This is a genomic window from Geodermatophilus sp. SYSU D01180, from assembly GCF_054050415.1.
This window is the reverse complement of record NZ_JBJGZH010000006.1, coordinates 105,857-130,076: the sequence shown is the minus strand read 5'-3', so window position 1 is coordinate 130,076 and position 24,220 is coordinate 105,857. Positions and strand designations below refer to the sequence as shown.

The window sequence follows — 24,220 nt, the reverse complement described above, 5'->3', positions numbered from 1 at the left end:
GCTCAGCGGCCCAGCACCTCGCGCAGCGCGGCCAGCACGAGGGCGACCGTGTCGGGGCGGGCGTTGTGGCCCATGAGCCCGATCCGCCAGACCGTGGCCGCGAAGGCGCCGACCCCGCCGCCGATCTCCAGGTCGTAGCGCTCGAGCAGCTCCTTGCGCACGGCCGCGGAGTCGACGCCGTCGGGCACCCGCACGGTGGTGAGCTCCGGCAGCCGGTGCCCCTCGGCGGCGAACAGCTCCAGGCCCATCGCCTGCAGGCCCTCGTGCAGCAGCCGGCCGGCCTCGGCGTGCCGGGCGTGCACCGCGTCCAGGCCCTCGTCGAGGACCCGGCCCAGCCCGGCGTGCAGCGACACGACCATCCCGGTCGGCGCGGTGTGGTGGTAGGTGCGGCCACCGGACCCGGCCGCCTCCCCCGCGTAGCCGCCGAGCATGCCGAGGTCGAGGTACCAGCTGCGCGGCTTCTCCACCCGACGCTCCCAGGCCCGCTCGTTGACCGTGAACGGGGCCAGGCCGGGGGCCACGCCGAGGCACTTCTGCGAGCCGGCGTAGGCGAGGTCGACGCCCCAGTCGTCCAGCCGCACCGGGATGCCGCCCAGCGAGGTCACGCAGTCGGCGAGCAGCAGCGCGTCGCCCTTGCCGGCCGCCAGCGGCTCCAGGTCCGACAGCACGCCGGTCGACGTCTCCGCGTGGACGGCGGCGATCAGCTTCGGCGCGGGGTGCGCCTCGAGGACCCGGGCGGCGTCCACGGGAGAGCCCCACTCGTGGTCGACCCGCACCACCTCGGCGCCGCAGCGCCCGGCGACGTCGACCATCCGCTCGCCGAACAGCCCGTTGACCGCCACGACGACGACGTCGCCCGGCCCCACGGTGTTGACGAACGCCGCCTCCATCCCCGCCGACCCCGTCGCCGACAGCGGCAGCGTGCGCCGGTTGGCCGTGCCGAACACGGTGCGCAGCCGGTCGGAGGTCTCGTCGAGGACGGCGAGGAACACCGGGTCGAGGTGGCCGAGCAGCGGCTGCCCGAGCGCGACCGTCGCCTCCGGGTAGGGGTTGGAGGGGCCGGGACCGAGCAGGGTGCGGGCGCGCAGCGGCATGCGCCGCACCCTAGGACCGGCCTCCCGCGACCGCTCCCCGACACCCCACGGGCCGGGGTCGCGAGGATGGGCCGGTGAGCACCGACGACGCACCGGCCGCGCCGCGCCGCGAGGAGGCCGCGGCGATGTGGGCGGAGTACACGGCGAGCCGCCCGGGCGGCGGCCCGCCCGAGGACGAGCCGCCCGTCGAGCGCTTCGGCGACAGCCGCGCGCTCGCCGACGAGCTGGTCGGCCTGGTGCTCGCCGGCACCAAGCGGGCCACCGCGGGCCTGGTCGCCGACTTCGCGCACGAGGGCGAGCCGCTGCCCCGCATCGGCGGGCACTGGATCGCCTGCGACGGCGAGGGCCGCCCGCGCGCGGTCCTGCGCAGCACCGAGCTGCGCGTCGGCCGGCTCGACAGCGTCGACGACGCCTTCGCGTTCGACGAGGGCGAGGGCGACCGCACCCGCGCGGGCTGGCTCGAGGGCCACCGGCGCTACTTCACCCGCACGCAGGCAGCCCGCGGGCAGGCCTGGGACGACGCGCTCGAGGTCGTGTTCGAGCGCTTCCGCGTCGTCTGGCCGCCCGAGGTGGCCGACCGGGCCGGCTGAGCAGCCGGCCCGGCCGGGCCCTCACCTCGTCGGGTCGCTCGGGCCGGGGGCGCCGGGCTCGCCGGGCAGCGCGGGCTCGTCGGCGACGGCGTCGATGCCCGCCTCCTTGCGCTGCGCGTCGCTGATCGGCGTCGGCGCGCCGGTCAGCGGGTCGTAGCCGGCGCCGGTCTTCGGGAACGCGATGACCTCGCGGATCGACTCGACCCCGGCCAGCAGCGCGGTCAGCCGGTCCCAGCCCAGCGCGGCGCCGGCGTGCGGCGGCGGGCCGTAGGCGAACGCCTCGAGGAAGAACCCGAACCGCTCGCGGGCCTCCTCGCGGGACATGCCGAGGGTCTCGAACACCCGCTCCTGCAGCTCCGGGTCCGCGATCCGGACCGAGCCGCTGGCCAGCTCGTTGCCGTTGACGACGAGGTCGTAGGCGTCGGACAGCGCGTTCGCCTTGTCCTCCGCGAACCGCTCCCGCCACTCCGGGGTGGGCGAGGTGAACGGGTGGTGCATGAACGTCCAGTCGCCGTCCTCGGTCTCCTCGAACATCGGGAAGTCGACGACGAACAGGAACGACCAGGAGCCGGGCTCGACGAGCTCCAGCCGCCTGGCGATCTCGTTGCGCGCGGCACCCAGCAGCTCCTGCGAGGACCGGCGCGGGCCCGCGGCGAAGAACACGCAGTCCCCGGGGTCCGCGCCGACGGCGGCCACGAGCCCCTCGCGCTCGGCGTCGGAGACGTTCTTCGCCACCGGGCCGCCGAGGGTGCCGTCCTCGGCGACGGTCACGTAGGCCAGGCCGCGGTAGCCGCGCGAGCGGGCCCAGTCCTGCCAGGCGTCGAACGCCCGCCGCGGCTGCGACCCGCCGCCGGGCATGACCACCGCGCCCACGTAGGGCGCCTGGAACACCCGGAACGGCGTGTCGGCGAAGAACTCCGTGAGCTCGGTGAGCTCGATGCCGAAGCGCAGGTCGGGCTTGTCCGAGCCGAACCGGTCCATCGCCTCGCGGTAGGTCATCCGCGGGATCTCGGGCACGTCGTAGGAGGCCAGCTCCCGCCACAGCGCGCGGACGACGTCCTCGACCACGGCCAGGACGTCGTCGCGCTCGACGAAGCTCATCTCGAAGTCGAGCTGGGTGAACTCCGGCTGCCGGTCGGCGCGGAAGTCCTCGTCCCGGAAGCAGCGGGCGATCTGGTAGTAGCGCTCCAGCCCGCCGATCATCAGCAGCTGCTTGAACAGCTGCGGGGACTGCGGCAGCGCGTACCACTTGCCCGGCTGCAGTCGCACCGGCACGAGGAAGTCGCGCGCGCCCTCGGGGGTCGAGCGGGTGAGGTCCGGCGTCTCCACCTCGGTGAAGCCGTGGCCGGCCATGACGCCGCGGGCGATCCGGTTGACCTCGCTGCGCAGCCGCAGGATCCGGGCCGGGCCCTGCCGGCGCAGGTCGAGGTAGCGGTACTTGTAGCGGACGTCGTCGCTGGCGGCCTGGTCGGTCTCGATCGGGAACGGCAGCGGCGCCGCGGGCGACAGCACGCGCAGCTCGGCGGCGGCCACCTCGATCTCACCGGTGGGCAGCTCGGGGTTCTCGTTGCCCGCCGGCCGCTGCCGGACCTCGCCGGTCACCAGCACGCAGAACTCGGCGCGGAGGTGGTGCGCCTCCTCCTCGCGCACGACGACCTGGACGTAGCCCGAGGCGTCGCGCAGGTCGACGAAGACGACGCCGCCGTGGTCGCGCCGGCGGGCCACCCAGCCGGCGAGGGTGACGGTGGAACCGGCGTCGGACGCGCGCAGCGTGCCGGCGTCGTGGGTGCGGAGCACTGGGGTCTCTCTCTCAGGGGGTGGGGGGTGTCACCAGCGGTCGTGGACGTGCTGCCGGATGCGCTCGTCGTACAGCCGCTCGAGGTCGGCGAGCTCGGCGTCGGTCAGCGGCGCGAGGTCGGCGGCGGCGACGTTCGACCGCACCTGCTCCACCGAGCGGGCACCGGGGATGACGCAGGTGACGCCGGGCTGCTGGACCACCCAGCGCAGCGCCACCTGGGCCGGCACCCGGTCGCCGCAGATCGCGGTGAACTCGCGCGCGGCGGCCACGCCGACCTCGTAGGGCACGCCGGAGAAGGTCTCGCCGACGTCGAAGGCCTCGCCGCGGCGGTTGTAGCTGCGGTGGTCGTCGGCGCCGAACGTCGTCGACTCGTCGTACTTCCCCGACAGCAGGCCGCTGGCCAGCGGCACCCGCGCCAGGACGCCGACGCCGCGCGCGGCCGCGGCGGGCAGCAGCTCCTCCAGCGGCTTGCGGCGGAAGACGTTGAGGATCACCTGGACGGTGGCCACGCCGGGGTGCTCGAGGGCGGTCAGCCCCTCGGCGACGGTCTCCACCGAGACGCCGTAGGCCGCGATCGCGCCGTCGGCGACGAACGAGTCGAGCGCGTCGTAGACCCGCTGGTCGGAGTAGACGGCGGTCGGCGGGCAGTGCAGCTGCACCAGGTCGAGGGTGTCGACGCCGAGGTTGCGCCGCGACCGGTCGACCCAGGCCCGCAGGTTCTCCGGCGTGTACTGCGCGGCCTCGAACGGGTCGGCGCGGCGGCCGGCCTTGGTGGCCACGAACGGCCGCTCCGACCGGGCGGCCAGCGCCTTGCGGATGCGCTCCTCGCTGCGGCCGTCGCCGTAGACGTCGGCGGTGTCGAGCAGGGTCACGCCGGCGTCGAGGGCGGCGGCGAGGACCCCGCCCGCGGCCTCCTCGTCGACGTCGCCCCAGTCACCGCCCAGCTGCCAGGTGCCCAGGCCGACGACGCCGACCTCCGCGCCGGTCCGTCCGAGGGGTCGGGTCTCCATCACTCACTCACCGCAGCTCTCAGCGCCTCGAACAGGTCACCCACGGGGACGGCGCGCTGCTCCCCCGTGCGCAGGTCCTTCAGCTGGCCGACGCCCTCGGCCAGGTCCCGCTCGCCGACGACGACCGCGTGCGTGGCACCCGACCGGTCGGCGGCCTTCATCGCGCCCTTGAGCCCGCGGTCGCCGTAGACGGTGTCCGCGGACACGCCGGCCTCGCGCAGCTGCCCGACCAGCCGGACCGCCAGCCGCTTGGCGTCCGCGCCCAGCGGCACGACGAACGCCTGCACGCCGGGCGCCGCGGCCACGTCGAGGCCCTCGGCCTGCACGGCCAGCAGCGTCCGGTCGACGCCGACGGCGTAGCCGATGCCCGACACGTCCGGGCCGCCGAGGGCGGCGGACAGCCCGTCGTAGCGGCCGCCGCCGCCGATCGCCGACTGCGCGCCCAGCCCGCGGTGCACGAACTCGAACGTCGTCTTCGTGTAGTAGTCCAGCCCGCGCACCAGCCGGGGCGCCTCGGTCCAGGTCACGCCGAGGTCGGTGAGGTGCTGGCGGACGGCGTCGTAGTGCGCCTTCGTGGAGTCCGACAGGTGGTCGACCATCAGCGGCGCGTCGTCGAGCTGGGCCTGCACCTCGGGCCGCTTGTCGTCGAGCACCCGCAGCGGGTTGATCTCCGCCCGGCGCCGGGTCTCCTCGTCGAGGTCCAGCTTCTCCAGGTAGGCCACGAGCAGCTCGCGGTACTGCGGGCGGCAGGTGGAGTCGCCCAGCGAGGTGAGCAGCAGCTCGAAGTCGGTGAGCCCGAGGTCGCGGAAGCCCTGCACGCCCAGCGCCACGACCTCGGCGTCCAGCGCCGGGTCGTCGACGCCGAGCGCCTCCATGTCCACCTGCGTGAAGTGCCGGTAGCGGCCGGCCTGCGGGCGCTCGTAGCGGAACGCCGAGCCGACCGTCCACAGCTTCACCGGCAGCGGGCCGGTGTGCAGGCGGTGCTCGATGAAGGCCCGCATGAGCCCGGCGGTGAGCTCGGGGCGCAGCGTGAGCGAGCGGCCGCCGCGGTCGTCGAAGGTGTACATCTCCTTCGTGACGACGTCGGTGGACTCCCCGACGCCGCGGGAGAACACCGCGGTCTCCTCGAACACCGGCGTCTCGACGTAGCCGTAGCCGGCCCGCCGCAGCGGCGCGGTGAGCGTCTCGCGGACGGCGAGGAAGCGCGCCGAGTCCGGCGGCAGGACGTCGAAGGTCCCCTTGGGCGCGCTCAGCCCGCTCACAGACCCCGCCCCTTCGGTGCGCTCGCGGCCTCGGCCAGGTACGGGTTGGTCGCCCGCTCGCGTCCGATCGTCGTCGCCGGGCCGTGGCCGGGCAGCACGACGGTCTCGTCGTCCAGCGGCAGGACCACCTCGCGCAGCGAGGTGAGCATCGACTCCCAGGAGCCGCCGGGCAGGTCCACCCGGCCGACCGACCCGGCGAACAGCACGTCGCCGGCCAGCAGCCCCGGGGCCTCACCGAGGTCGAGAAAGAAGACCACCGAGCCCCGCGTGTGGCCGGGCGCGTGGCGGACGGTCAGCTCGACGCCGGCCAGGGAGAGCACGGCGCCGTCGTCGAGCGGCTTCACCTCGGTGGGGTCGGGCAGCCGGAGGCCGGTGATCAGGGGCGCCAGCGCCGGGCCGTGCCAGCGCGCGGGGTCGGCGAGCATGCCCGAGTCGGCGGGGTGCAGGTAGGCCGGGATGTCGTAGCCCTCGCAGACGGGCAGCACGGAGAAGGTGTGGTCGAGGTGGCCGTGGGTGAGCACGACGGCGACCGGCTTGAGGCCGTCGTCGGCGAGCATCCGGGCCAGCGGCTCGACCGCGTCCATGCCCGGGTCGACGACGACGCACTCCTGGCCGGGCCCGGGGGCGACGGCGTAGCAGTTGGTGCCGAAGGCGCCGGCCGGGAACGAGCGGATGAGCACCCGTGCAGGTTACGCGGGGGATCGGGGCCGCTCCGGTCCGGCAACCGAGGGTCCACAGGCGCGGCACCTACACTCGCGGATCGACCAGCGGGGAGACCGCGGAGCGCGGCCGAGGCCGGATCCGGACCCCGCGGAACGTCTCGTCCGTCCGAGGAGTGTCCCGACCCGTGCCGACCAACAAGCAGCGGCGGGTTGCCGCCCAGCGCCGCCTGCAGCGCCAGCTCGAGCGGCGCGCCGAGCTCGCCCGCAAGCGCCGTCGCAACCTGCTCGTCGTGGTGACCGTGATGGCCGTCGTGCTCGTCGCCGGGGCGGTGGCCCTGGTGGCCGGGCTCGGCGGGGACGACGACGACAGCGCCCAGGCCGCCGCCAGCAGCTCGGCCGCCGCCACCGAGGGCTCCGAGGCGACCGCGGCCCCGGCGGTCACCAACGCCGACGGCACCGTCACCTGCACGTACGCGCCCGACACGTCCGGCAACCCGAACCTGACCGACGTCGGCACGCCGCCGGACCCGGCCTCCACCCCGGCCAGCGGCACGGTGCAGCTGCTCATGAGCACCGACCAGGGCGACGTCCCCCTGACCCTCGACCGCGCGAAGGCCCCCTGCGCCGCGGCGAGCTTCGCCTTCCTCGCCTCGCAGCAGTTCTTCGACGGCAGCACCTGCCACCGCGAGGTCAACCAGCCGACCTTCGGCGTCCTGCAGTGCGGCGACCCGACCGGCACCGGCTCCGGCGGCCCGGCCTACAAGTTCGCCGAGGAGGTCACGCCGGAGACGACCTACCCGCGGGGCACGATCGCCATGGCCAACAGCGGCACGCCCGGCTCCACGGGCAGCCAGTTCTTCCTCTGCTTCGTCGACACCGACCTGCCGCCGGACTACACCGCGGTCGGCACCGTGGACGAGGCGGGCCTCGCGGTGCTCGACACCGTCGCCGCGGCGGGCAACGACGGCTCCTTCGAGTCGAGCCCCGGCGGCGGCGCGCCCAACCTCCCGGTGACCATCAGCTCGATGACCGTCGTCGCGTGAGGCCGGCGCGGGCGGGCGCGGGTCTCACCGGCGCCCTGCTGGCGCTGTCGGCCTGCACGGGCACGGTCCCCGGCTCGGCGTCGCCGGTCCCCGAGGGGACCGGCGACGCCGCCGGCGGCGGTGCGGGCGCCGCGACCGTGGCCTGCGAGTGGGTGGCCGCCCGGTCCGGCAACCCCTACGCGGTGGAGGTCGCCCCGCCCGACGACGAGGTGCCCGCCGAGGGCACCGCGGCGCTGCGGATGACGACCAGCCTGGGCGAGCTCACGCTCACCCTGGACCGGGCCGGCGCCCCGTGCGCGGCGGCGAGCATGCTCCACCTGGCCAGGCGGGGCTTCTTCGACGGCTCCTCCTGCCACCGCGAGGTCGACAGCGAGGGCCTGCAGGTGCTGCAGTGCGGCGACCCGACCGGCACCGGCGCCGGCGGGCCCACCTACGCCTTCCCCACCGACGTCGACGGCGACGAGACCTACCCGCGCGGCACGATCGCGATGGCCAACAGCGGGCAGGGCCTCGACGGCAGCCAGTTCTTCCTCGTGTGGGGCGACAGCTCGCTGCCGCCGGACTACACCGTCGTCGGCACGGTCGACGACGGCGGCCTCGCCGTCCTCGACGTCGTCGCGGCCAACGGCAACGACGGCTCGCTGGACCCCTCCCCCGGCGGCGGCGCCCCGACCGTCCCGGTGACGGTCACCTCCATGGCCCCCATCGGCTAGTGGCGGACCCCTACGCGGGGTTCCCGCCCGGGTTCTTCGCGCGCGACGACGAGCGGCCCGACGCGGAGTTCTACGGCCCGCCGCGGCTGGTCACCCACATCGACGACGCCGCGATCGCCGCGGTCGGCGACCTCTACGCCGCCCTCGGCATCGACGGCGCGGCGCCGGTCCCCCGCCGGGTGCTGGACCTCATGTCCTCGTGGGTGTCGCACTTCCGCACCCCGCCGGCCGAGCTGGTGGTGCTCGGCATGAACGCCCGCGAGCTGGCGGCCAACCCCGCGGCCACCGAGCGGGTGGTGCAGGACCTCAACGCCGACCCGCGGCTGCCGCTGCCCGACGGCGACGTCGACGCCGTGGTGTGCTGCGTGTCGATCGACTACCTGACCCGGCCGGTCGAGGTGCTCGCCGAGGCCGGGCGGGTGCTGCGCCCGGGCGGGCCGCTGGTGGTCACCTTCTCGAACCGCTGCTTCCCCACCAAGGTCGTCCACGGCTGGCTGGCCACCACCGACGAGCAGCACGGCGTGCTGGTCGCCGAGCTGGTCCGGCGCGCCGGGCTGTTCACCGAGCCGGAGGTGTCGCTGCGCACCCCGCCCGGCGTCGGGGACCCGCTGTACGCGGTGGTGGCCCTCAGGCGGTGACGCGCTCGACGTCGAAGACGCCCTCGACGTTGCGCACCGTCTGCAGCACCGCGCCCAGGTGCGCGGGGTCGGCCAGCTCGAAGGTGAACCGGCTGACCGCCACCCGGTCGCGGCTGGTCTGCACCGACGCCGAGAGGATGTTGACCCGCTCGTCGGCCAGCGCCTTGGTGACGTCGGACAGCAGCCGGTGCCGGTCCAGCGCCTCGACCTGGATCGAGACGAGGAACACCGAGCCGGGCTGGCTGGCCCACTCGACCTCGACCAGCCGCTCGCTCTTGCGCCGCAGGTCCGCGGCGTTGGTGCAGTCGGTGCGGTGCACGCTCACCCCGCCGCCGCGGGTGACGAAGCCGAGGACGTCGTCGCCGGGCACCGGGGTGCAGCACTTGGCGAGCTTGGCCCAGACGTCGCTCATCCCGTGGACGACGATGCCGGGGTCGCCACTGGCCGGGCGCCGGTGCAGCGGCCGCCGGGTGGGGATCGCGGTCTCGGCGATGTCCTCGACCGCGCCCTCGGCGCCGCCGAGCGCGGTGATCAGCTTGTCGACCACCGACGCCGCGGAGATCTGGTTCTCCCCCACCGCCGCGTACAGCGCGGTGACGTCGGCGTAGCGGAGGTCCTTGGCCAGCGTGACCAGCGCCTCGCCGCCGAGCAGCCGCTGCAGCGGCAGGCCGGCCTTGCGCATGGCCCGGGTGAGGGCCTCCTTGCCGGCCTCGACGGCGTCGTCGCGGCGCTCCTTGGTGAACCACTGGCGGATCTTGGTCCGCGCGCGGGAGGAGCCGACGAAGGACAGCCAGTCCTTCGAGGGGCCGGCCGTGGGCGAGCGGGAGGTGAAGATCTCCACGACGTCGCCGTTGGACAGCTTGCTGTCCAGGCTGACCAGCGTGCCGTTGACCCGGGCGCCGATGCAGCGGTGGCCGACCTCGGTGTGCACCGCGTAGGCGAAGTCCACCGGCGTCGACCCGCCGGGCAGGCTCATGACGTCGCCCTTGGGCGTGAAGACGAAGACCTCCTGCGGACCGAGGTCGTAGCGCAGGGTCTCGAGGAACTCGCCGGGCTCCTGGGCCTCGCGCTGCCAGTCCAGCAGCTGGCGCAGCCACAGCATGTCGTCGGGCGTGCCGACCTTCGAGGCGCCGAACTCGCCGGGGCCGGGCTTGCCGCCCTGCCGCGCCTTCTCCTTGTACTTCCAGTGCGCGGCGATGCCGTACTCGGCGGTGCGGTGCATGTCGTGCGTGCGGATCTGCAGCTCGACCGGCTTGCCCTGCGGCCCGATCACCGTGGTGTGCAGCGACTGGTACATGTTGAACTTCGGCATCGCGACGAAGTCCTTGAAGCGCCCGGGCACCGGCTGCCAGTGGGCGTGCATGATGCCCAGCGCCGCGTAGCAGTCGCGGACGGTGTCGACCAGGATGCGGATGCCGACCAGGTCCCAGATGTCGGTGAAGTCCCGGCCGCGGACGATCATCTTCTGGTAGATCGAGTAGTAGTGCTTGGGCCGGCCGGTGACGACGGCCTGGATCCCGGCGGCCTTGAGCTGCTCGGTGACCGCCGCGGTGACCTCGGCCAGGTAGGTGTCGCGGGAGGGCGCCCGCTCGGCGACCAGCCGGACGATCTCGTCGTAGCGCTTGGGGTAGAGCGTCGCGAACGCGAGGTCCTCGAGCTCCCACTTGATGGTGTTCATGCCCAGCCGGTGGGCCAGCGGGGCGAGGATCTCCAGCGTCTCGCGCGCCTTCTTCTCCTGCTTCTCCGGCGGGAGGAAGCGCAACGTGCGCATGTTGTGCAGCCGGTCGGCGAGCTTGATGACCAGCACCCGCGGGTCGCGGGCCATCGCCACGATCATCTTGCGGATCGTCTCGGCCTGGGCGGCGTCCCCCAGCTTCACCTTGTCGATCTTGGTGACGCCGTCGACGAGGTGGGCGACCTCGGGGCCGAAGTCCGCGCTGATCGCCTCGAGGGTCTTGCCGGTGTCCTCGACGGTGTCGTGCAGCAGGGCTGCGACCAGCGTCGTGGTGTCCATCCCGAGGCCGGCGAGCACGGTGGCCACGGCCAGCGGGTGGGTGATGTAGGGGTCGCCGCTCTTGCGCTTCTGGGTGGCGTGCGCGGCCTCGGCGACGTCGTAGGCCCGCTGCAGCAGCGCGAGGTCGGCCTTGGGGTGGCTCTGCCGGTGCAGCGCGGCCAGCGGCTCGAGCACCGGGCGGACCTCGCTGCGCTGGCCGGCGACGATGCGGCGGGCCAGCCGGTCGCGCACCCGGCGCGGGCGGGCGGGGGCGCCCTCCTCCGGCGGCTCGCTGCCGACGTCGTCGGGACGGCGGACCAGCGGCCGGGAGGGCAGCGGGGCGCGCTGGTCCTGCGGCGGGGCGGGGTCCTCCTCGGGCCGCGCGCCAGCCACTCGGGTGGCGGGCGCGTCGGGTGCCACGGCGACTCCTGCGGAAGCGGCGGAGGAACGACCAGGACCATGCTAGCCGCGCCCGGCCGGAGATCGGCCCCGCCGGGCTGGGTCGCTCCCCCTCAGGTGGCCCAGAGGGCGTGCACGGCGTGCGGGGCGAGCCGGTCGCGGCCGCCGAGGGCGGCCAGCTCGACGACCACCGACACCGCCGTCACCACGCCGCCGAGCTCCTCGACCAGCGCGACGGAGGCCGCCAGCGTGCCGCCGGTGGCGAGCACGTCGTCGACCAGCAGCACCCGCTGCCCGGGGCGCAGCGAGTCGGTGTGCATCTCGACGGTCGCGGTGCCGTACTCGAGCACGTAGTCGGCGGCGATCCGCTCCCGGGGCAGCTTGCCGGCCTTGCGCACCGGCACGACGCCGACGCCGGCGTGCAGCGCGACCGCCGCGGCCAGCAGGAACCCGCGGGCCTCGACGCCGACGACGACGTCGAAGCCCGGGTCGCCGGGGCGGCCGTCGTCGGCGTGCGCGACCGCCGCCGCGCGCGGGTCCACCAGCACCGGCGCGGCCAGGCCCTCCACCATGCGGCGGAAGGCCGGGCCGTCGGCGAAGACCGGCGTGAGATCGCGGAACACGACCCCGGGCTCGGGGAAGTCCGGGACGTCGACGGCCAGCGAGGCGATCAGCTCGTCGAGGGGCGGCAGCGCCTCGGCGGTGCTCACCGGCGCTTCTTCGCCCCGCCCGGCCGCTGCGGCCGGACGCCCGGCCGCGGCGCCGCGGTGGCGCCGCGCGGCCGGCCGGCGTCGGGACCGACCGAGGCCGGCGACTCGACGACGACGTCGGCCTCCGCCGGGCCCAGCGACCCGGCGTCCCGCTCGGCGAGGGCCACCCCGCCTCCGCGGGGGGCGCCGCCGCGGGCCCGGCGGGCGCTGGCGACCGGCCCGGCCGAGGCGCGGGCGCCCTGGCGGGCGGCGGCCGACCGGCGGGCGAGCACCCGCTTGCGCAGCGCGACGACCTCGGGCTCGCGCTCCTTGAGGTCGGCGACGATCGGCGTGGCCAGGAAGATCGACGAGTAGGCGCCCGCGGCGAGACCGACGAACAGCACCAGCGCGAGGTCCTTGAGCGTGCCGACGCCCAGCAGGCCCGCGCCGACGAACAGCAGCCCGGCCACCGGCAGCAGCGCGATCACCGAGGTGTTGATCGAGCGCATGAGGGTCTGGTTGACCGCGAGGTTGGCCGCCTCGCCCCAGGTCATGCGCGCGCTCTGCGCCAGCCCGCGGGTGTTCTCGTCGACCTTGTCGAAGACGACGACGGTGTCGTAGAGGGAGAAGCCGAGGATGGTCAGCAGGCCGATGATCGTCGACGGCGTGACCTCGAAGCCGACGAGCGAGTAGACGCCCGCGGTGACCACGAGGTCGTGCAGCAGCGCGGCGATGGCGCCGATGGCCATCTTCGGCTGGAACCGGATGGCCAGGAACGCGATGACCGCGGCGAGGAACACCGCGAGCGCGATGAGCGCCTGGTCGGTGATGTCCTGGCCCCACTCGGCGCTCACCGACTCGGGGCTGACGGCGCCCGCGTCCACGCCGGCGGCGCCGGCCACCGCCTCGACGACCGCTCGCTCGCCCTCGTTGTCCAGCGCGCCGGTGCGCAGCAGGATCTCGTCGCCGCCGACCACCTGGGCCGAGGCGACGTCGGCGCCGGCGTCGGTGGCGGCCTCGCGCACCTGCTCCAGCTGCTCGGTGCCGCCCGGCAGCCGGAAGCTGTTGCCGCCGGCGAAGTCGATGCCGAAGTTGAAGCCGCGGAACACCATCGAGGCGATGCAGACCAGCAGGATCACCGCGGTGACCTTGTAGATCAGCCGGCTGCGGCCCACGACGTCGAGGCCCGCCTCGCCGTTGTAGAGCCGGTGGGCCAGGGAGGCCCGCCGCTCGGGGCGGCGCGTCGCGCTGCCCTCCGCGGGCAGGCCGGCGTCGGCGAGCGCGGCGTCGTCGGCGGCCGCGTCCTCGGCGGCCGTCGCCTCGGCCGCGCGGGCCTCGTCGGCCTCGGTGCCCACCGGCACCGGGGTCTCCTCGTCGCGGCTCATGCCTTGCTCCTGTCCTGGGACGCGCGGGCACCCGACCCGGCGCCGACCAGCTCGCGCTCCGCGCGGACGGACGGGGCCGCCGAGCGCAGCGACCGGTCGACCTGGCCGAGGCCGGAGAACCGGCTTGAGCCGAAGGACCGGAAGCGGGCGAGCACGGCCATCAGCGGGTGGGTGAAGAGGAAGACGACGACCAGGTCCAGGACCGTGGACAGGCCGAGGGTGAACGCGAAGCCCTTCACGTCGCCGATGGCCAGCCAGTAGAGGATCGCCGCGGCGAGGAAGCTGACCGCGTCGGCCGAGAGGATGGTGCGGCGGGCACGGACCCAGGCGCGCGGCACCGCCGAGCGCAGCGTCCGGCCCTCGCGGATCTCGTCCTTGAGGCGCTCGAAGTAGACGACGAACGAGTCCGCGGTGATGCCGATGGCCACGATGAACCCGGCGATGCCGGCGAGGCTCAGCGTGAACCCGATCTCGCGGCCGAGCAGCACCAGGCTGGCGTAGACGACGACCGCCGACAGGATGAGGCTGGCGATCATCACCAGGCCGAGCAGCCGGTAGTAGACCAGCGCGTAGACGAAGACCAGCGCGATGCCGATGGCGCCGGCGATGAGCCCCGCCTTCAGCTGCTCGGCGCCGAGCTCGGTGGAGATCGACTGCGCGGTGGCCTGCTCGAAGGTCAGCGGCAGCGCGCCGTAGCGCAGCTGGTTGGCCAGCTCCTCGGAGCTCGCCTGGTCGAAGGAGCCGGTGATCGTCGTCTGGCCGTTGATGGCGCCCTGGATGGTGGGCGCGGACACGACCCGGCCGTCGAGGGTGAAGGCGACGTTGGTGCCGACGTTGGCGGCGGTGTACTCCGCCCAGGTGGCGCGGCCCTCGGAGTTGAAGTCCAGCAGCACGACCCACTCGCCGGTGGTCTGCTGCGTGCCGGCGCTGGCGTCGGCGATCTCGGTGCCCTCGATGATCGTGGGGCCGAGCAGGTACTTGACGGTGCCGTCCTCGCTGCAGGCCGCGACGTAGTCGTCGGGCCGGGCGACCTCGCTGGTGGTGTCCTCGGGGTCGCAGGTCAGCGTCGCGTACTGCGCCGCCGCCTCCTCCTGGGTCACCGCGGGCCGGTCGGTGTCGAGCGCGGGGTCGCTCACCGCGCCGTCGGTCGGGGTGGCGGGGTCGGTCGGCGTGGCGGAGTCCGTGGGCACCGCGCTGTCCGTCGGCGTCGCGCCGTCGGTCGGCGTGGCGGGGTCGCTGGGCGTGGCGCTGTCGGTGCTCTCGGCGGGGGCGGCCGGCTCGGGGCCGGTCACCACCGGGCGGAACCGCAGCTGGGCGGTCTGGCCGAGCTCGCGGGCCTGCTCGCCGTCGTCGCCGGGCACCGAGATGACGATGTTCGCGTCGCCCTCGGTGACCACCTCGGCCTCGGCGACGCCGAGGCCGTTGACCCGCTGCTCGATGATCTGGCGGGCGAGCTCGAGGTCCTCGGGCGCCGGCGCCTGCCCGTCGGGCGTGCGCGCGGTCAGCGTGACCGTGGTCCCGCCGCGCAGGTCCAGGCCGAGCTGGGGGGTGCGGTCGGAGCCGGTGAGGAAGATCAGGCCGTACATGACGGCCACGATCAGGACCAGCGCGCCGAAGTAGCGGCGCGCCGGCAGGGCGCGGTTGGCCACGGGTCCTCCGTCAGAGGGTCTTGCCGGTGGGGCCGTCGCCCGGCCGGTCGTCCCGGGGCGTGGTCTCGTCCGGGGCGGGCTCGACCACGGTCTCCCCGGTCGCCAGGGGGCCGGGCACCTCGCCGGCCACCGGGCGGACCTGGAGCACCGCCTGCCGGGCGTAGGTCACGACGACGCCCGGGGCGATCTGGACCTGGATGGTGGCCGGGTCGTCGAGACCGGCCACCGTGCCGTACACGCCGCCGGCCATGGTGACCGGCACGCCGATCGCCAGCGCCGACTGCGTCTGGTTCTGCTGGCGCTTGCGGGCCCGCGCGGGGAGCACGACCAGCGCCACGAACGCCAGCACGAGCAGGAGCAGGGGGAACAGTTCCACGACGGGAGTGCCTCTCTACCGCGCCGGCTGCGCGCGGTCGGTGCGGCCCGGGTCGGGACCGCTCGGGTACGTCGGTCGTGGCGCGCGGGGCACCGTCCGCGCCGACACGGGATCGCACGGCCGGGACCGGTCGGCCCGGGGAGGGCCGGGTTGCGCGCCAGCGCCGATGAGTCTAGGCGTCGAACAGGGGTTCCGACGACGCGCCCGGGTCACGCGGGACGGCTGTGACACCCCCGAGGGGGATGCCGCCGCGCGGCACCGGGTGGCCGAGGTGCCGCCAGGCCGCCTCGGTGGCCACCCGCCCGCGGGGGGTGCGGGCGAGCAGCCCGGCGCGGACGAGGAACGGCTCGCACACCTCCTCGACGGTGGTCGGCTCCTCCCCCACCGCGACCGCCAGCGTGGAGACGCCGACCGGCCCGCCGGAGAAGCGCACGACCAGCGCCTCGAGCACCGCCCGGTCCAGCCGGTCCAGCCCCAGGTCGTCGACGTCGTAGAGCGCCAGCGCGGCCTGCGCGACGGCGCGGGTGACCCGCCCGTCGGCCTCGACCTCGGCGTAGTCGCGCACCCGGCGCAGCAGCCGGTTGGCGATGCGCGGCGTCCCGCGGGAGCGGCCGGCGATCTCGGCCGAGCCGTCGTCGGTGAGCTCGACGCCGAGCAGCGCGGCGCTGCGGGCGAGCACCAGCTGCAGCTCGGCCGGCTCGTAGAACTCCATCTGCCCGACGAAGCCGAACCGGTCGCGCAGCGGCCCCGTGAGCAGCCCCGCGCGGGTGGTGGCGCCGACCAGGGTGAACGGGTTGATGTCCAGCGGGATCGCGGTGGCGCCGGGACCCTTGCCGACGACGACGTCGACCCGGAAGTCCTCCATCGCCATGTACAGCAGTTCCTCGGCGGGCCGCGCGATGCGGTGGATCTCGTCGATGAACAGCACGTCGCCGGGGCCGAGGTTGGACAGCATCGCGGCGAGGTCGCCGGAGCGCTCGATCGCCGGGCCGCTGGTGATCTTCACCGAGGTGCCGAGCTCCGAGCCGATGATCAGCGCGAGGCTGGTCTTGCCGAGCCCGGGCGGGCCGGACAGCAGCACGTGGTCCGGCGGCCGGCCCCGGCGCCTGGCGCCCTCGAGGACCAGCGCGAGCTGGCGGGCGACCTTGGGCTGGCCGATGAAGTCGGTCAGCGAGTGCGGCCGCAGCGCGGACTCGACCACCCGCTCCTCGTCCCCGGCCTGCGGGGAGACGGCGAAGTCGCGGCTGATGCCGGACTCCACCTCGCCGGTCAGCGACCGGTCGAACGGGGCGCTCACGACCGGCCCAGCAGCTGCAGCGCCTGGCGCAGCAGCAGTGCGACGTCGACCCGGCCGGTGCTGGTGAGCTGCTCGTCGGCGACCGGCGCGAGGGCGGTGAGCGCGGTGTCGGCCTCCTTGGTGGACCAGCCGAGCCCGACCAGCGCCGAGGACAGCTGGTCGCGCCACGGCGCCACCGGGGTGACCGGCGCGAGGCCGGCCGGGGCGGGCCCGTCCAGCTGCGTGTCGGTGGTGGTCGAGCCCAGCCGGTCGCGCAGCTCGAGGATCAGCCGCTCGGCGCCCTTCTTGCCGATGCCGGGCACCTGGATGAGCGCCTTGACGTCGGCCATGGACACCGCGCGGCGGACCTCGCGCGGCGGGTGGATGGCCAGCACCGCCTGCGCCAGCCGCGGGCCGACGCCGTTGGCGGTCTGCAGCAGCTCGAACAGCTGCCGCTCGTCGTCGTCGGCGAAGCCGTAGAGGGTGAGGGAGTCCTCGCGCACCACCAGGCTGGTGGCCAGGCGGGCGTCCTCCCCGACGGTGAGCCGGGCGATGGTGCCCGGCGTGCACTGCACGGCCAGGCCGATGCCGCCGACCTCGACGACCGCGCCCTCGGGGCCGACCGCGGCGACCCGGCCGCTCACCGAGGCGATCACCGCGACACCCCCTGCCAGCGCGGCAGCGTCCGCTGCACCACCGGCGCGCCGATGCCGCCGGCGATCGCCGCGACCCGCAGCCGGTCCTGGGCCGGGCCGCGCCACACGTGGCAGACCGCCAGCGCCAGCGCGTCGGCGGCGTCGGCCGGCTTGGGGGCCGACGCCAGCCCCAGCACCCGGGTGACCATGAGGGTGACCTGCTCCTTGTCCGCGCGGCCGTTGCCGGAGATGGCCGCCTTGACCTCGCTGGGCGTGTGCCAGGCGACCGGCCGGTCGGCCTGGGCCGCGGCCAGCGCCGCGACCCCGGCCGCCTGGGCGGTCCCGGTGGCGGTGCCCTTGTTGTTCTGGGTGAACACCCGCTCGATGGCCACGACGTCGGGCCGGTGCTCACGCAGCAGCGCGGTGACCTGGGTGTGCAGCTCCAGCAGCCGCAGCTCCAGGTCCAGGTCCGCGGAGCTGCGGATCACGCCGACGCCCACGGCGGCGGGGCGCGCACCGGGACGGCCGTCCACCACACCCCAGCCGCACCGGGTCAGCCCCGGGTCGATGCCGAGCACCCGCATGCCCGCTCCCCCTCTCACCGAACGCGTGTTCGACCGCAACCGTAACCGTCCCGGACGACGGCCCCGCGGCGCAACACGCGCGCGCGGCGGCGGGTCACGAGACGCCGATCGCCACCAGCGGCGCCGCGCCCGGGTCCAGCCAACGCAGCAGCTCCTGCAGCCGCCCGCGCTCGAGGGCCACACAGCCCGCGGTCGGGGCGCCGTTCGAGACGTGCAGGAAGAACGCCGACCCCACGCCCGGCGTCCCCGCGGGGTTGTGGCCGATGACCACGGCGTGGTCGTAGACGGCGCCGGCCGCGAGCAGGTTCTCCCCCGCGGCCTCGTCGAACGGGCAGGTGCCGGGGGCGCACCGGGCGTGCCGGTTGTACAGCGGGCTGGCGACGTCGGAGACCCACCAGTCCTGCTCGTCCACCTGCCGGTAGGCCAGGCCGGTGCCCGGGTCCGCGGCGCGGCCGAACGCCTCGGTGAGCGGGAAGGTGCCGGCCGGGGTGCGGGTGCTGCCCTCGCGCGCGACGCCGACGCCGGACGCGCCGACCCGGGCCGGCCACGGGCCGAGCACCGCCGTCCAGCCGCCGGGCCCGAGCTCCCACGCGGTGAGCTGCGCGGAGGTCGCGCCGGAGGAGGGGGCCACGACGGTGACGACCTGGGCCGACCCGCCGGCGTCGACGTCCAGCGGCAGGGCGGCGGGCATCGGCTCCGGCGCGGGCTCCGCGACGGCGGGCACCGTGGCCTCCGGGGTCTCGGACGGCACCGGCTGCGCGGTGGGCCCGGCGGCCGGCGCGGCGGGCGCCGGTGCGGCGGTCACCCGGGGCACCAGCCCCACCGGGGCGCGGCGGCCGACCGGGTCGCCGTCGGCCGGCGCGGCCTGGGCCGCCGGCGGGCGGACCGTCGCCGCGGCGCCGGGGGTGGGCGGCGCGACGACACCCAGCACGACGGCGGCCAGCAGCAGGACCACGCCGGCACGGAGCCCCCGCGCGTTGCCTGCCGCCACCTGCCCACCCGCGTCCACCGGGCGCCGCGGGAGGCGGCGCGTCGCCCCATGCTGGGGCCGGCGGTCCGGATGGGGCCGCCACCGCTGGGGTGTCCGGGACGCGTGGGGCGCCGGAGGCGCCTCAGCCGACCTTCTCGAGCACCTCGTCGGAGACGTCGTAGTTGGCGTAGACGTTCTGCACGTCGTCGAGGTCCTCGAGCGCGTCGATGAGGCGGAACACCTTGCCGGCGCCCTCCTCGTCGAGCTCGACGGTGACGCTGGGCACGAACCCGGCCTCGGCGGAGTCGTAGTCGATGCCGGCGTCCTGCAGCGCGGTGCGGACGGCGACCAGGTCACCCGGCTCGGAGACGACCTCGAAGGTGTCGCCCAGGTCGCGGACCTCCTCCGCACCCGCGTCGAGGACCGCCATGAGCACGGTGTCCTCGTCGGCGCCCTCGGCCTTCGGGACGACGACGACGCCCTTGCGGGTGAACAGGTAGGACACCGAGCCCGGGTCGGCCATCGAGCCGCCGTTGCGGGTCATCGCGGTCCGCACCTCGGACGCCGACCGGTTGCGGTTGTCGGTGAGGCACTCGACGAGCACCGCGACGCCGCCGGAGGCGTAGCCCTCGTAGGTGATCGACTGGTACTCGACGCCGCCGGCCTCGGCGCCCGAGCCGCGCTTGACCGCGCGGTCGATGTTGTCGTTGGGGACCGAGGACTTCTTCGCCTTCTGGATGGCGTCGTAGAGCGTCGGGTTTCCCGCCGGGTCACCGCCGCCGGTCCGGGCGGCGACCTCGATGTTCTTGATCAGCTTCGCGAACAGCTTGCCGCGCTTGGCGTCGATCGCGGCCTTCTTGTGCTTGGTGGTCGCCCACTTGGAATGGCCGCTCACGGCTGTCCTCCCTCGTCCCGGCGCCCGGCACCGGCACCCGGACGCACCGGTCGATCCTACCGGCGGGGCGCCGGCGCCCGTTCCCGAGTCAGGACCCGGCCGCCCGCCGCGAGCTCCAGGCCAGCAACCGCTCCAGCGGCCCGCGGCCCAGCTGGGAGCGCCACGCCGTCGCGAGCAGCAGAGCGGTGAGGCTGAAGCGCGCCCACTGCCCCCAGTCCTGCCCGTGCCCGACGTCGAGCGCGGCGATGGCCACGATCTGTGCGGTGTAGACCGACAGGGCCAGCGCCCCCACCGAGGCGACCGGGTAGGTGAGCCGCGGCAGCAGGTCGGCGACGACCAGGCACACGCCGAGCACCGCGACGGCGACCCCGCCGGACCCGACCACCTCGAACGGCGTGCTGCTGTGCGGCTCGGCGCCGGCGAACCAGGCCGGGTCCCAGCCGCCCGCGGCGCCGAAGCCCTCCTCGATCCCGGCCGTCCGCTCCCCCGGCGCGAACGCCCGGGTGGTCAGGCGGCCGCCGAGGTAGCCGAGCACCGCCGCGACCGCCCCGCCGGCGACCAGGCCCGCCCGCACCCGGGCGGCACCGAGGTCCAGCCGCCCGACCGCGAGCCCGACGAGCAGGAAGGCCAGCCACACCGCCGCCGGGTAGTAGCCGGTGAACAGCAGGAAGGCGAACGCGCTGTCCTCCTCGCCCTGCCCGGTGGCGTACCGCCCGGCCGCGAGGGTGAGCGGCGGCCCGGCCAGGGCGACGACGGTCGCGGCGGCCAGCAGCCGCGCCGGGGACCAGCGCAGGAACGGCAGTGCGAGCACGAACAGGACGGCGTAGACGCCGAGGATGATCGCGACGAACGTGTCCAGCAGCTCCAGGACGCCGCCGATGGCGAACACCCAGGCGGCGCGGACGAGGACGCGGGTCCGGGCCGGCGCGAGCTCGTCGTCCGCGGGCGGGGTGCGGCCGCCGGACAGCAGCGCGATGGAGACCCCGGCCAGGGTGGCGAACAGGATCGACGAGCGGCCGTCGACCACCGCCCGCCAGGTGGCCGGGTCCCAGCCGAGGTACCCGGTCTCGCCGAGGTGCGCGCCGAACATCCCGAGGACGGCGAGCCCGCGGGCCAGGTCGACGCCGCGCAGCCGCCGCCCGGGCGACCGCACCCGGTCCGGGCCGGCGGCGGGACGCGCGTCGCCGGCCCCGTCCCGCCCCGTCGTCATGGGGTCCACCGCCCGGGGACGCTCAGCCGCGGGGCGTCCCGGCGCCGGTCGGGACGGCGTCCAGGCCGTCCTCGACGTCGAAGAACCGCGGCAGCGGCCGGTCGGCGTGCAGCCGCAGCAGCCGGGGCAGCCGCCGCTGGCGCAGCAGCGCGGTGTCCCGGACGGCGTCGTTGTAGAAGCGCCGGGCCAGGGCCATGCGGGCCTCGGCCTCGGCCAGCCCGGCCAGCAGCTCCGCCGGGACCCCCGGCAGGTCCGCCGGCAGCGCGCGCAGCTCCCGGCCCAGGGCGTTCTCGGCCAGTTCCCGGTCGCCGGCCGGGGTCCGCCGCGCCTCGTAGGCGGCGGTCTTCAGCCGGGACGCGCGGTCCTCACCGAGCGCGGCGCTGTACCCGGAGGCCAGGTCCTCGGCCAGCGCCGCGCGGGAGCGCAGCCGGTCCTCGAGCACCGTCCGCGCGCGGGCGACGCGGGCCTCGAGCCGCCGCAGCCGGGTGAGCGTCCAGGCGGTCCACGCCAGCACGAGGACGACGACGACCGCGGCGACGAGCAACCAGGCGCCGGGTGTCACCCGAGGCACGCTAGCGGCGGACGCGCCTCAGCAGGGAGGGCAACACCCCGTCGGTGGTGGCCGTCACCTCCGGCCACGCCTCGTCGTCGCCGGCCGTGACCTCCCCTGCGCCGGGGAGCACGACGGTCTCGTAGACGGCGAGCACCCGGCGGGCGACCACCTGCCAGTCGTAGCCCGCGGCCACCTCGCGGCCGGTCGCCGACAGCACCGCGCGGCGGGCGGGGTCGGCGAGCAGGTCCGACAGCGCCCGCGCCAGCGCCGCGCTGTCCCCGCGGCGCACCAGCACCCCGGCCGCGCCGTCCTCGAGCACCCGCGCGAACGCGTCGAGGTCGCTGGCCACGATCGGCGCGCCGGCGGCCATGGCCTCGATGAGCACCACGCCGAAGGACTCGCCGAGCAGGTTGGGCGCGCAGTAGACGTCCACCGAGCGCAGGAAGGCGGCCTTGTCGGCCTCGGGGATCTCGCCGAGCAGGGCCACGTGCGCGCGCAGGTCCTCCCCCACCGCCTCGCGCAGGGCGTCGGGGTCGCCGCGGCCGGCGACCAGCAGCCGGGCGCCGGGGTGCTCGCGGGCGACGGTCCGCATCGCCTCCAGCAGCACCGGCAGGCCCTTGCGCGGCTCGTCGTAGCGGCCGAGGAACCCGATCGTCGGCCCGTCGACGCCGCGCGCGGCCCCGGGCAGGGGCGGGCCCTCGGCGAAGAACCCCACGTGCACGCCGTTGGGGATGATCACCGCGTCGCCGCCGAGGTGCTCGACCTGCACGCGCCGGGCGAAGTCGGAGACGGCGATCCGGCCGGTGATCTTCTCCAGCCACGGGCGCACGACCGGCCCCCAGGCGGCCAGCCACTTCGACCGCACGGTGGCGGCGTGGAAGGTGGCCACGATCGGTCCGGTGGCGATCATGCAGACCAGCAGGCCGATCGACGGCGGCGCCGGGTCGTGCACGTGGACGACGTCGAAGTGCCCCTCGCGGAGCCAGCGGCGCACCCGCGCCGCGGACACCGGCCCGAACTGCACGCTGGCCATCGAGCCGTTGTACGGGATGGGCACGGTGCGCCCGGCCCAGGTGAGCCAGGGGTCGGTGAGCGACTCCTCGCGCTCGGCGGGGGTGAGCACCTCGACGTGGTGGCCGAGCCCGCGCAACGTCTCGGCGAGGTCGCGCACGTGGTACTGGACGCCCCCGGGGACGTCCCACTGGTAGGGGCAGACCAGGCCGATCCGCATCAGCGACGCTCCCCCGCCGGCGGGTCGGGCGGCACGTCGGCCCAGATGCGGCCGAGGACGTGCCAGTCCTCCGGCTGTCGCGCGATGTCGGCGGTGAACGCGTCGGCCACGCCCTGCATCGCCGTCGCCACCCGGTCCCGCAGCCGGGTCCCGCCGTCGAGCGGCACCTCCTCGCCGACCTGCAGCACCCAGCCGCGCTCGCTGAACCGGCAGGTGACCGGGTGCAGCGAGGCGCCGGTCTGCGCGGCCAGCAGCGCGGGGCCGCCGGGCATGGTGGACGGCCGGCCGAAGAACTCGACGGGCACGCCGGCGGAGCCGAGGTCGCGGTCGACCAGCAGGCACACCGAGCGCCCGGCCTCCAGCCACTCGCGCAGCACCGCCGAGCTCGGCCGCTCCCCGCCGGTCAGGGGCACCACCCGCATGCCGAGGGTCTCCCGGTAGGCGAGGAACCGCTCGTACAGCGACTCCGGCCGCAGCCGCTCGGCGACGGTCATGAACGGCTCGCCGAGCCAGTCGAGGAACCACACCCCGGCGGCGTCCCAGTTGCCGCTGTGCGGCAGCGCCAGGATCACCGGCCGGCCCTGCGCGCGGGCGCGGGCCAGGTGGTCGATCCCGGGGACGACGGTGTCGCGCACCACCCGCGCGGTGCCCAGGCGGGGCAGCCGGAAGGCCTCCTGCCAGTAGCGGGCGTAGGAGCGCAGCGCGCGGGCGGTGAGCGCGTCGAGCTCGTCCTCGGCGAGCTTGCCGCCGGTGGCCACGCGCAGGTTGGCCCGCAGCTGGCGGGTGCCCCGGCCCTGGCGGCCGGCGGCGAAGCGGGCGACCGCGTCGAACGCCCCGCGGGCCACCGGCTCGGGCAGCCACTGCACCGCCTGCCAGCCCGCGGCGTAGCCGAGGTCGGTGGCCTGCGCGGCCGCCCGCGCCCGCAGCCCGCTCACGGGGCCGGCGCCGTCGGCGTCAGCGACTTCCCGCGGGCGCCGCGGTGGACGGCGGCCACCCGCTGCGCGACGGTCACCGCGCCGCCCACCACCAGCAGCCACAGCCCCACGTCGACGGCGTAGGGCAGGCCCAGGCCGGTGAGCCCGGTGCCGGTGAGCACCAGGATCAGCCGCTCGGTGCGCTCGACCAGGCCGACGTCGCACGGGATGCCCACGCCCTCGGCCCGCGCCTTGATGTAGCTGGTCAGCACGCCGAGGACGAGCCCCACCAGGGCCAGCAGCGCGAGCAGCCGGTCGTCACCCGCGCCGGTGTACCACCACACCAGCGCCCCGAAGACCGCGGCGTCGACGGCGCGGTCGCAGGTCGAGTCCAGCACCGCGCCGAACGCCGACCCGCCGCCGCGGGCCCGGGCGAGCGCGCCGTCGAGCATGTCGAGGAGGACGAACAGCGTGACGGCGAACGCACCCCAGAACAGGACGCCGGAGGCGATGAGCGTGACCGCCGCCGCGATCGCGCCGACGGTCCCGGTGACCGTGATCGCGTCCGGCGTCACCCCGGCCCGCGCCAGCCGGGTGACCACCGGTGCCCAGAACCGGCCGACGGCCGCCCGGGCACCCGACCCCAGCACG

24 protein-coding genes are annotated in these 24,220 nt (G+C 75.7%); 4 read left to right on the top strand and 20 right to left on the bottom strand.

The features are described 5' to 3' along the window. Positions 1–2: 2 nt before the first annotated feature. Complete coding sequence (locus ACI8AA_RS08070; protein ID WP_457043971.1) at positions 3–1,094, bottom strand: pyridoxal-phosphate-dependent aminotransferase family protein; 1,092 nt, start codon at positions 1,092–1,094, stop codon at positions 3–5. A 74-nt stretch (positions 1,095–1,168) separates the two neighbouring features. On the opposite strand from ACI8AA_RS08070, the gene ACI8AA_RS08065 reads away from it, so the two are divergent. Continuing rightward, positions 1,169–1,684: an ASCH domain-containing protein gene (locus ACI8AA_RS08065; RefSeq protein WP_457043970.1), complete on the top strand. Its 516-nt coding sequence runs from the start codon at positions 1,169–1,171 to the stop codon at positions 1,682–1,684. A gap of 21 nt (positions 1,685–1,705) precedes the next feature. On the opposite strand, the gene aspS is transcribed toward ACI8AA_RS08065, so the two are convergent. Genes aspS through ACI8AA_RS08045 form a run of 4 tightly spaced genes read right to left on the bottom strand, consistent with a single transcriptional unit; the run spans position 1,706 to position 6,434 of the window. After that, a complete protein-coding gene (gene aspS, locus ACI8AA_RS08060; protein WP_457043969.1) occupies positions 1,706–3,481 on the bottom strand; it encodes an aspartate--tRNA ligase in 1,776 nt (591 codons plus the stop codon). A gap of 30 nt (positions 3,482–3,511) precedes the next feature. Next, positions 3,512–4,492, bottom strand: a complete 981-nt coding sequence (locus tag ACI8AA_RS08055) for an aldo/keto reductase (RefSeq protein ID WP_457043968.1) — start codon at positions 4,490–4,492, stop codon at positions 3,512–3,514. Beyond that, a complete protein-coding gene (hisS, locus tag ACI8AA_RS08050; protein ID WP_457043967.1) occupies positions 4,492–5,754 on the bottom strand; it encodes a histidine--tRNA ligase in 1,263 nt (420 codons plus the stop codon). The genes ACI8AA_RS08055 and hisS overlap by 1 nt, the downstream gene beginning before the upstream one ends. After that, positions 5,751–6,434, bottom strand: coding sequence for an MBL fold metallo-hydrolase (locus tag ACI8AA_RS08045; protein WP_457043966.1), 684 nt, complete (start codon positions 6,432–6,434; stop codon positions 5,751–5,753). The genes hisS and ACI8AA_RS08045 overlap by 4 nt, the downstream gene beginning before the upstream one ends. Before the next feature lie 167 nt (positions 6,435–6,601). On the opposite strand from ACI8AA_RS08045, the gene ACI8AA_RS08040 reads away from it, so the two are divergent. Genes ACI8AA_RS08040 through ACI8AA_RS08030 form a run of 3 tightly spaced genes read left to right on the top strand, consistent with a single transcriptional unit; the run spans position 6,602 to position 8,810 of the window. After that, positions 6,602–7,459, top strand: coding sequence for a peptidylprolyl isomerase (locus ACI8AA_RS08040; protein WP_457043965.1), 858 nt, complete (start codon positions 6,602–6,604; stop codon positions 7,457–7,459). Continuing rightward, positions 7,456–8,172, top strand: coding sequence for a peptidylprolyl isomerase (locus ACI8AA_RS08035; protein ID WP_457043964.1), 717 nt, complete (start codon positions 7,456–7,458; stop codon positions 8,170–8,172). The genes ACI8AA_RS08040 and ACI8AA_RS08035 overlap by 4 nt, the downstream gene beginning before the upstream one ends. Then, complete coding sequence (locus ACI8AA_RS08030) at positions 8,172–8,810, top strand: methyltransferase domain-containing protein (RefSeq protein WP_457043963.1); 639 nt, start codon at positions 8,172–8,174, stop codon at positions 8,808–8,810. The genes ACI8AA_RS08035 and ACI8AA_RS08030 overlap by 1 nt, the downstream gene beginning before the upstream one ends. Here ACI8AA_RS08030 and ACI8AA_RS08025 read toward each other — a convergent pair. The 15 genes from ACI8AA_RS08025 to pgsA form a co-directional block, all read right to left on the bottom strand. Continuing rightward, positions 8,800–11,223: a RelA/SpoT family protein gene (locus ACI8AA_RS08025; RefSeq protein WP_457043962.1), complete on the bottom strand. Its 2,424-nt coding sequence runs from the start codon at positions 11,221–11,223 to the stop codon at positions 8,800–8,802. The two genes, ACI8AA_RS08030 and ACI8AA_RS08025, sit on opposite strands and share 11 nt — an antisense overlap. 92 nt (positions 11,224–11,315) lie before the next feature. Further along, positions 11,316–11,912 (bottom strand): adenine phosphoribosyltransferase, encoded by a 597-nt coding sequence (locus ACI8AA_RS08020; protein WP_457043961.1) that lies wholly within the window; start codon positions 11,910–11,912, stop codon positions 11,316–11,318. Further along, positions 11,909–13,276 carry a protein translocase subunit SecF gene (gene secF, locus ACI8AA_RS08015; RefSeq protein WP_457043960.1) on the bottom strand — a complete coding sequence of 456 codons (1,368 nt, stop codon included), beginning with the start codon at positions 13,274–13,276 and terminating at the stop codon, positions 11,909–11,911. Before secF ends, ACI8AA_RS08020 begins: the two co-directional genes overlap by 4 nt. Continuing rightward, complete coding sequence (gene secD / locus ACI8AA_RS08010) at positions 13,273–14,925, bottom strand: protein translocase subunit SecD (RefSeq protein ID WP_457043959.1); 1,653 nt, start codon at positions 14,923–14,925, stop codon at positions 13,273–13,275. Before secD ends, secF begins: the two co-directional genes overlap by 4 nt. A 10-nt stretch (positions 14,926–14,935) precedes the next feature. Then, positions 14,936–15,301, bottom strand: a complete 366-nt coding sequence (locus ACI8AA_RS08005) for a preprotein translocase subunit YajC (RefSeq protein WP_457043958.1) — start codon at positions 15,299–15,301, stop codon at positions 14,936–14,938. A 172-nt stretch (positions 15,302–15,473) separates the two neighbouring features. Next, complete coding sequence (gene ruvB / locus ACI8AA_RS08000; protein ID WP_457043957.1) at positions 15,474–16,598, bottom strand: Holliday junction branch migration DNA helicase RuvB; 1,125 nt, start codon at positions 16,596–16,598, stop codon at positions 15,474–15,476. Beyond that, positions 16,595–17,233 carry a Holliday junction branch migration protein RuvA gene (gene ruvA, locus ACI8AA_RS07995; RefSeq protein WP_457043956.1) on the bottom strand — a complete coding sequence of 213 codons (639 nt, stop codon included), beginning with the start codon at positions 17,231–17,233 and terminating at the stop codon, positions 16,595–16,597. Before ruvA ends, ruvB begins: the two co-directional genes overlap by 4 nt. Then, positions 17,230–17,796 (bottom strand): crossover junction endodeoxyribonuclease RuvC, encoded by a 567-nt coding sequence (gene ruvC, locus ACI8AA_RS07990; RefSeq protein WP_456926739.1) that lies wholly within the window; start codon positions 17,794–17,796, stop codon positions 17,230–17,232. Before ruvC ends, ruvA begins: the two co-directional genes overlap by 4 nt. A 94-nt stretch (positions 17,797–17,890) precedes the next feature. Further along, positions 17,891–18,751 (bottom strand): L,D-transpeptidase family protein, encoded by an 861-nt coding sequence (locus ACI8AA_RS07985; protein WP_457043955.1) that lies wholly within the window; start codon positions 18,749–18,751, stop codon positions 17,891–17,893. 157 nt (positions 18,752–18,908) lie between these two features. Next, positions 18,909–19,661, bottom strand: a complete 753-nt coding sequence (locus tag ACI8AA_RS07980) for a YebC/PmpR family DNA-binding transcriptional regulator (RefSeq protein ID WP_457043954.1) — start codon at positions 19,659–19,661, stop codon at positions 18,909–18,911. 88 nt (positions 19,662–19,749) lie between these two features. Continuing rightward, on the bottom strand, positions 19,750–20,871 hold the full coding sequence (locus ACI8AA_RS07975) for a heparan-alpha-glucosaminide N-acetyltransferase domain-containing protein (RefSeq protein WP_457043953.1): 1,122 nt from the start codon (positions 20,869–20,871) through the stop codon (positions 19,750–19,752). A 22-nt stretch (positions 20,872–20,893) separates the two neighbouring features. Then, positions 20,894–21,433, bottom strand: a complete 540-nt coding sequence (locus ACI8AA_RS07970; RefSeq protein ID WP_457043952.1) for a hypothetical protein — start codon at positions 21,431–21,433, stop codon at positions 20,894–20,896. Positions 21,434–21,443: 10 nt separating this feature from the next. Next, on the bottom strand, positions 21,444–22,655 hold the full coding sequence (locus tag ACI8AA_RS07965; RefSeq protein ID WP_457043951.1) for a glycosyltransferase family 4 protein: 1,212 nt from the start codon (positions 22,653–22,655) through the stop codon (positions 21,444–21,446). Continuing rightward, positions 22,655–23,590: a phosphatidylinositol mannoside acyltransferase gene (locus ACI8AA_RS07960; RefSeq protein ID WP_457043950.1), complete on the bottom strand. Its 936-nt coding sequence runs from the start codon at positions 23,588–23,590 to the stop codon at positions 22,655–22,657. The genes ACI8AA_RS07965 and ACI8AA_RS07960 overlap by 1 nt, the downstream gene beginning before the upstream one ends. Further along, the gene (pgsA, locus tag ACI8AA_RS07955; RefSeq protein WP_457043949.1) at positions 23,587–24,219 is read right to left on the bottom strand and encodes a phosphatidylinositol phosphate synthase; all 633 of its coding nucleotides are present in this window, start codon (positions 24,217–24,219) and stop codon (positions 23,587–23,589) included. Before pgsA ends, ACI8AA_RS07960 begins: the two co-directional genes overlap by 4 nt. Position 24,220 lies beyond the last annotated feature (1 nt).

Bases quoted from the DNA above. Each gene is read 5' to 3' on its own strand.
- ACI8AA_RS07965 (WP_457043951.1), bottom strand. From the start codon at position 22,655: ATGCGGATCGGCCTGGTCTGCCCCTACCAGTGGGACGTCCCCGGGGGC.
- ACI8AA_RS07975 (WP_457043953.1), bottom strand. From the start codon at position 20,871: ATGACGACGGGGCGGGACGGGGCCGGCGACGCGCGTCCCGCCGCCGGC.
- ACI8AA_RS08055 (WP_457043968.1), bottom strand. From the start codon at position 4,492: ATGGAGACCCGACCCCTCGGACGGACCGGCGCGGAGGTCGGCGTCGTC.
- secF (WP_457043960.1), bottom strand. From the start codon at position 13,276: ATGAGCCGCGACGAGGAGACCCCGGTGCCGGTGGGCACCGAGGCCGAC.
- ruvC (WP_456926739.1), bottom strand. From the start codon at position 17,796: ATGCGGGTGCTCGGCATCGACCCGGGGCTGACCCGGTGCGGCTGGGGT.
- ACI8AA_RS08070 (WP_457043971.1), bottom strand. From the start codon at position 1,094: ATGCCGCTGCGCGCCCGCACCCTGCTCGGTCCCGGCCCCTCCAACCCC.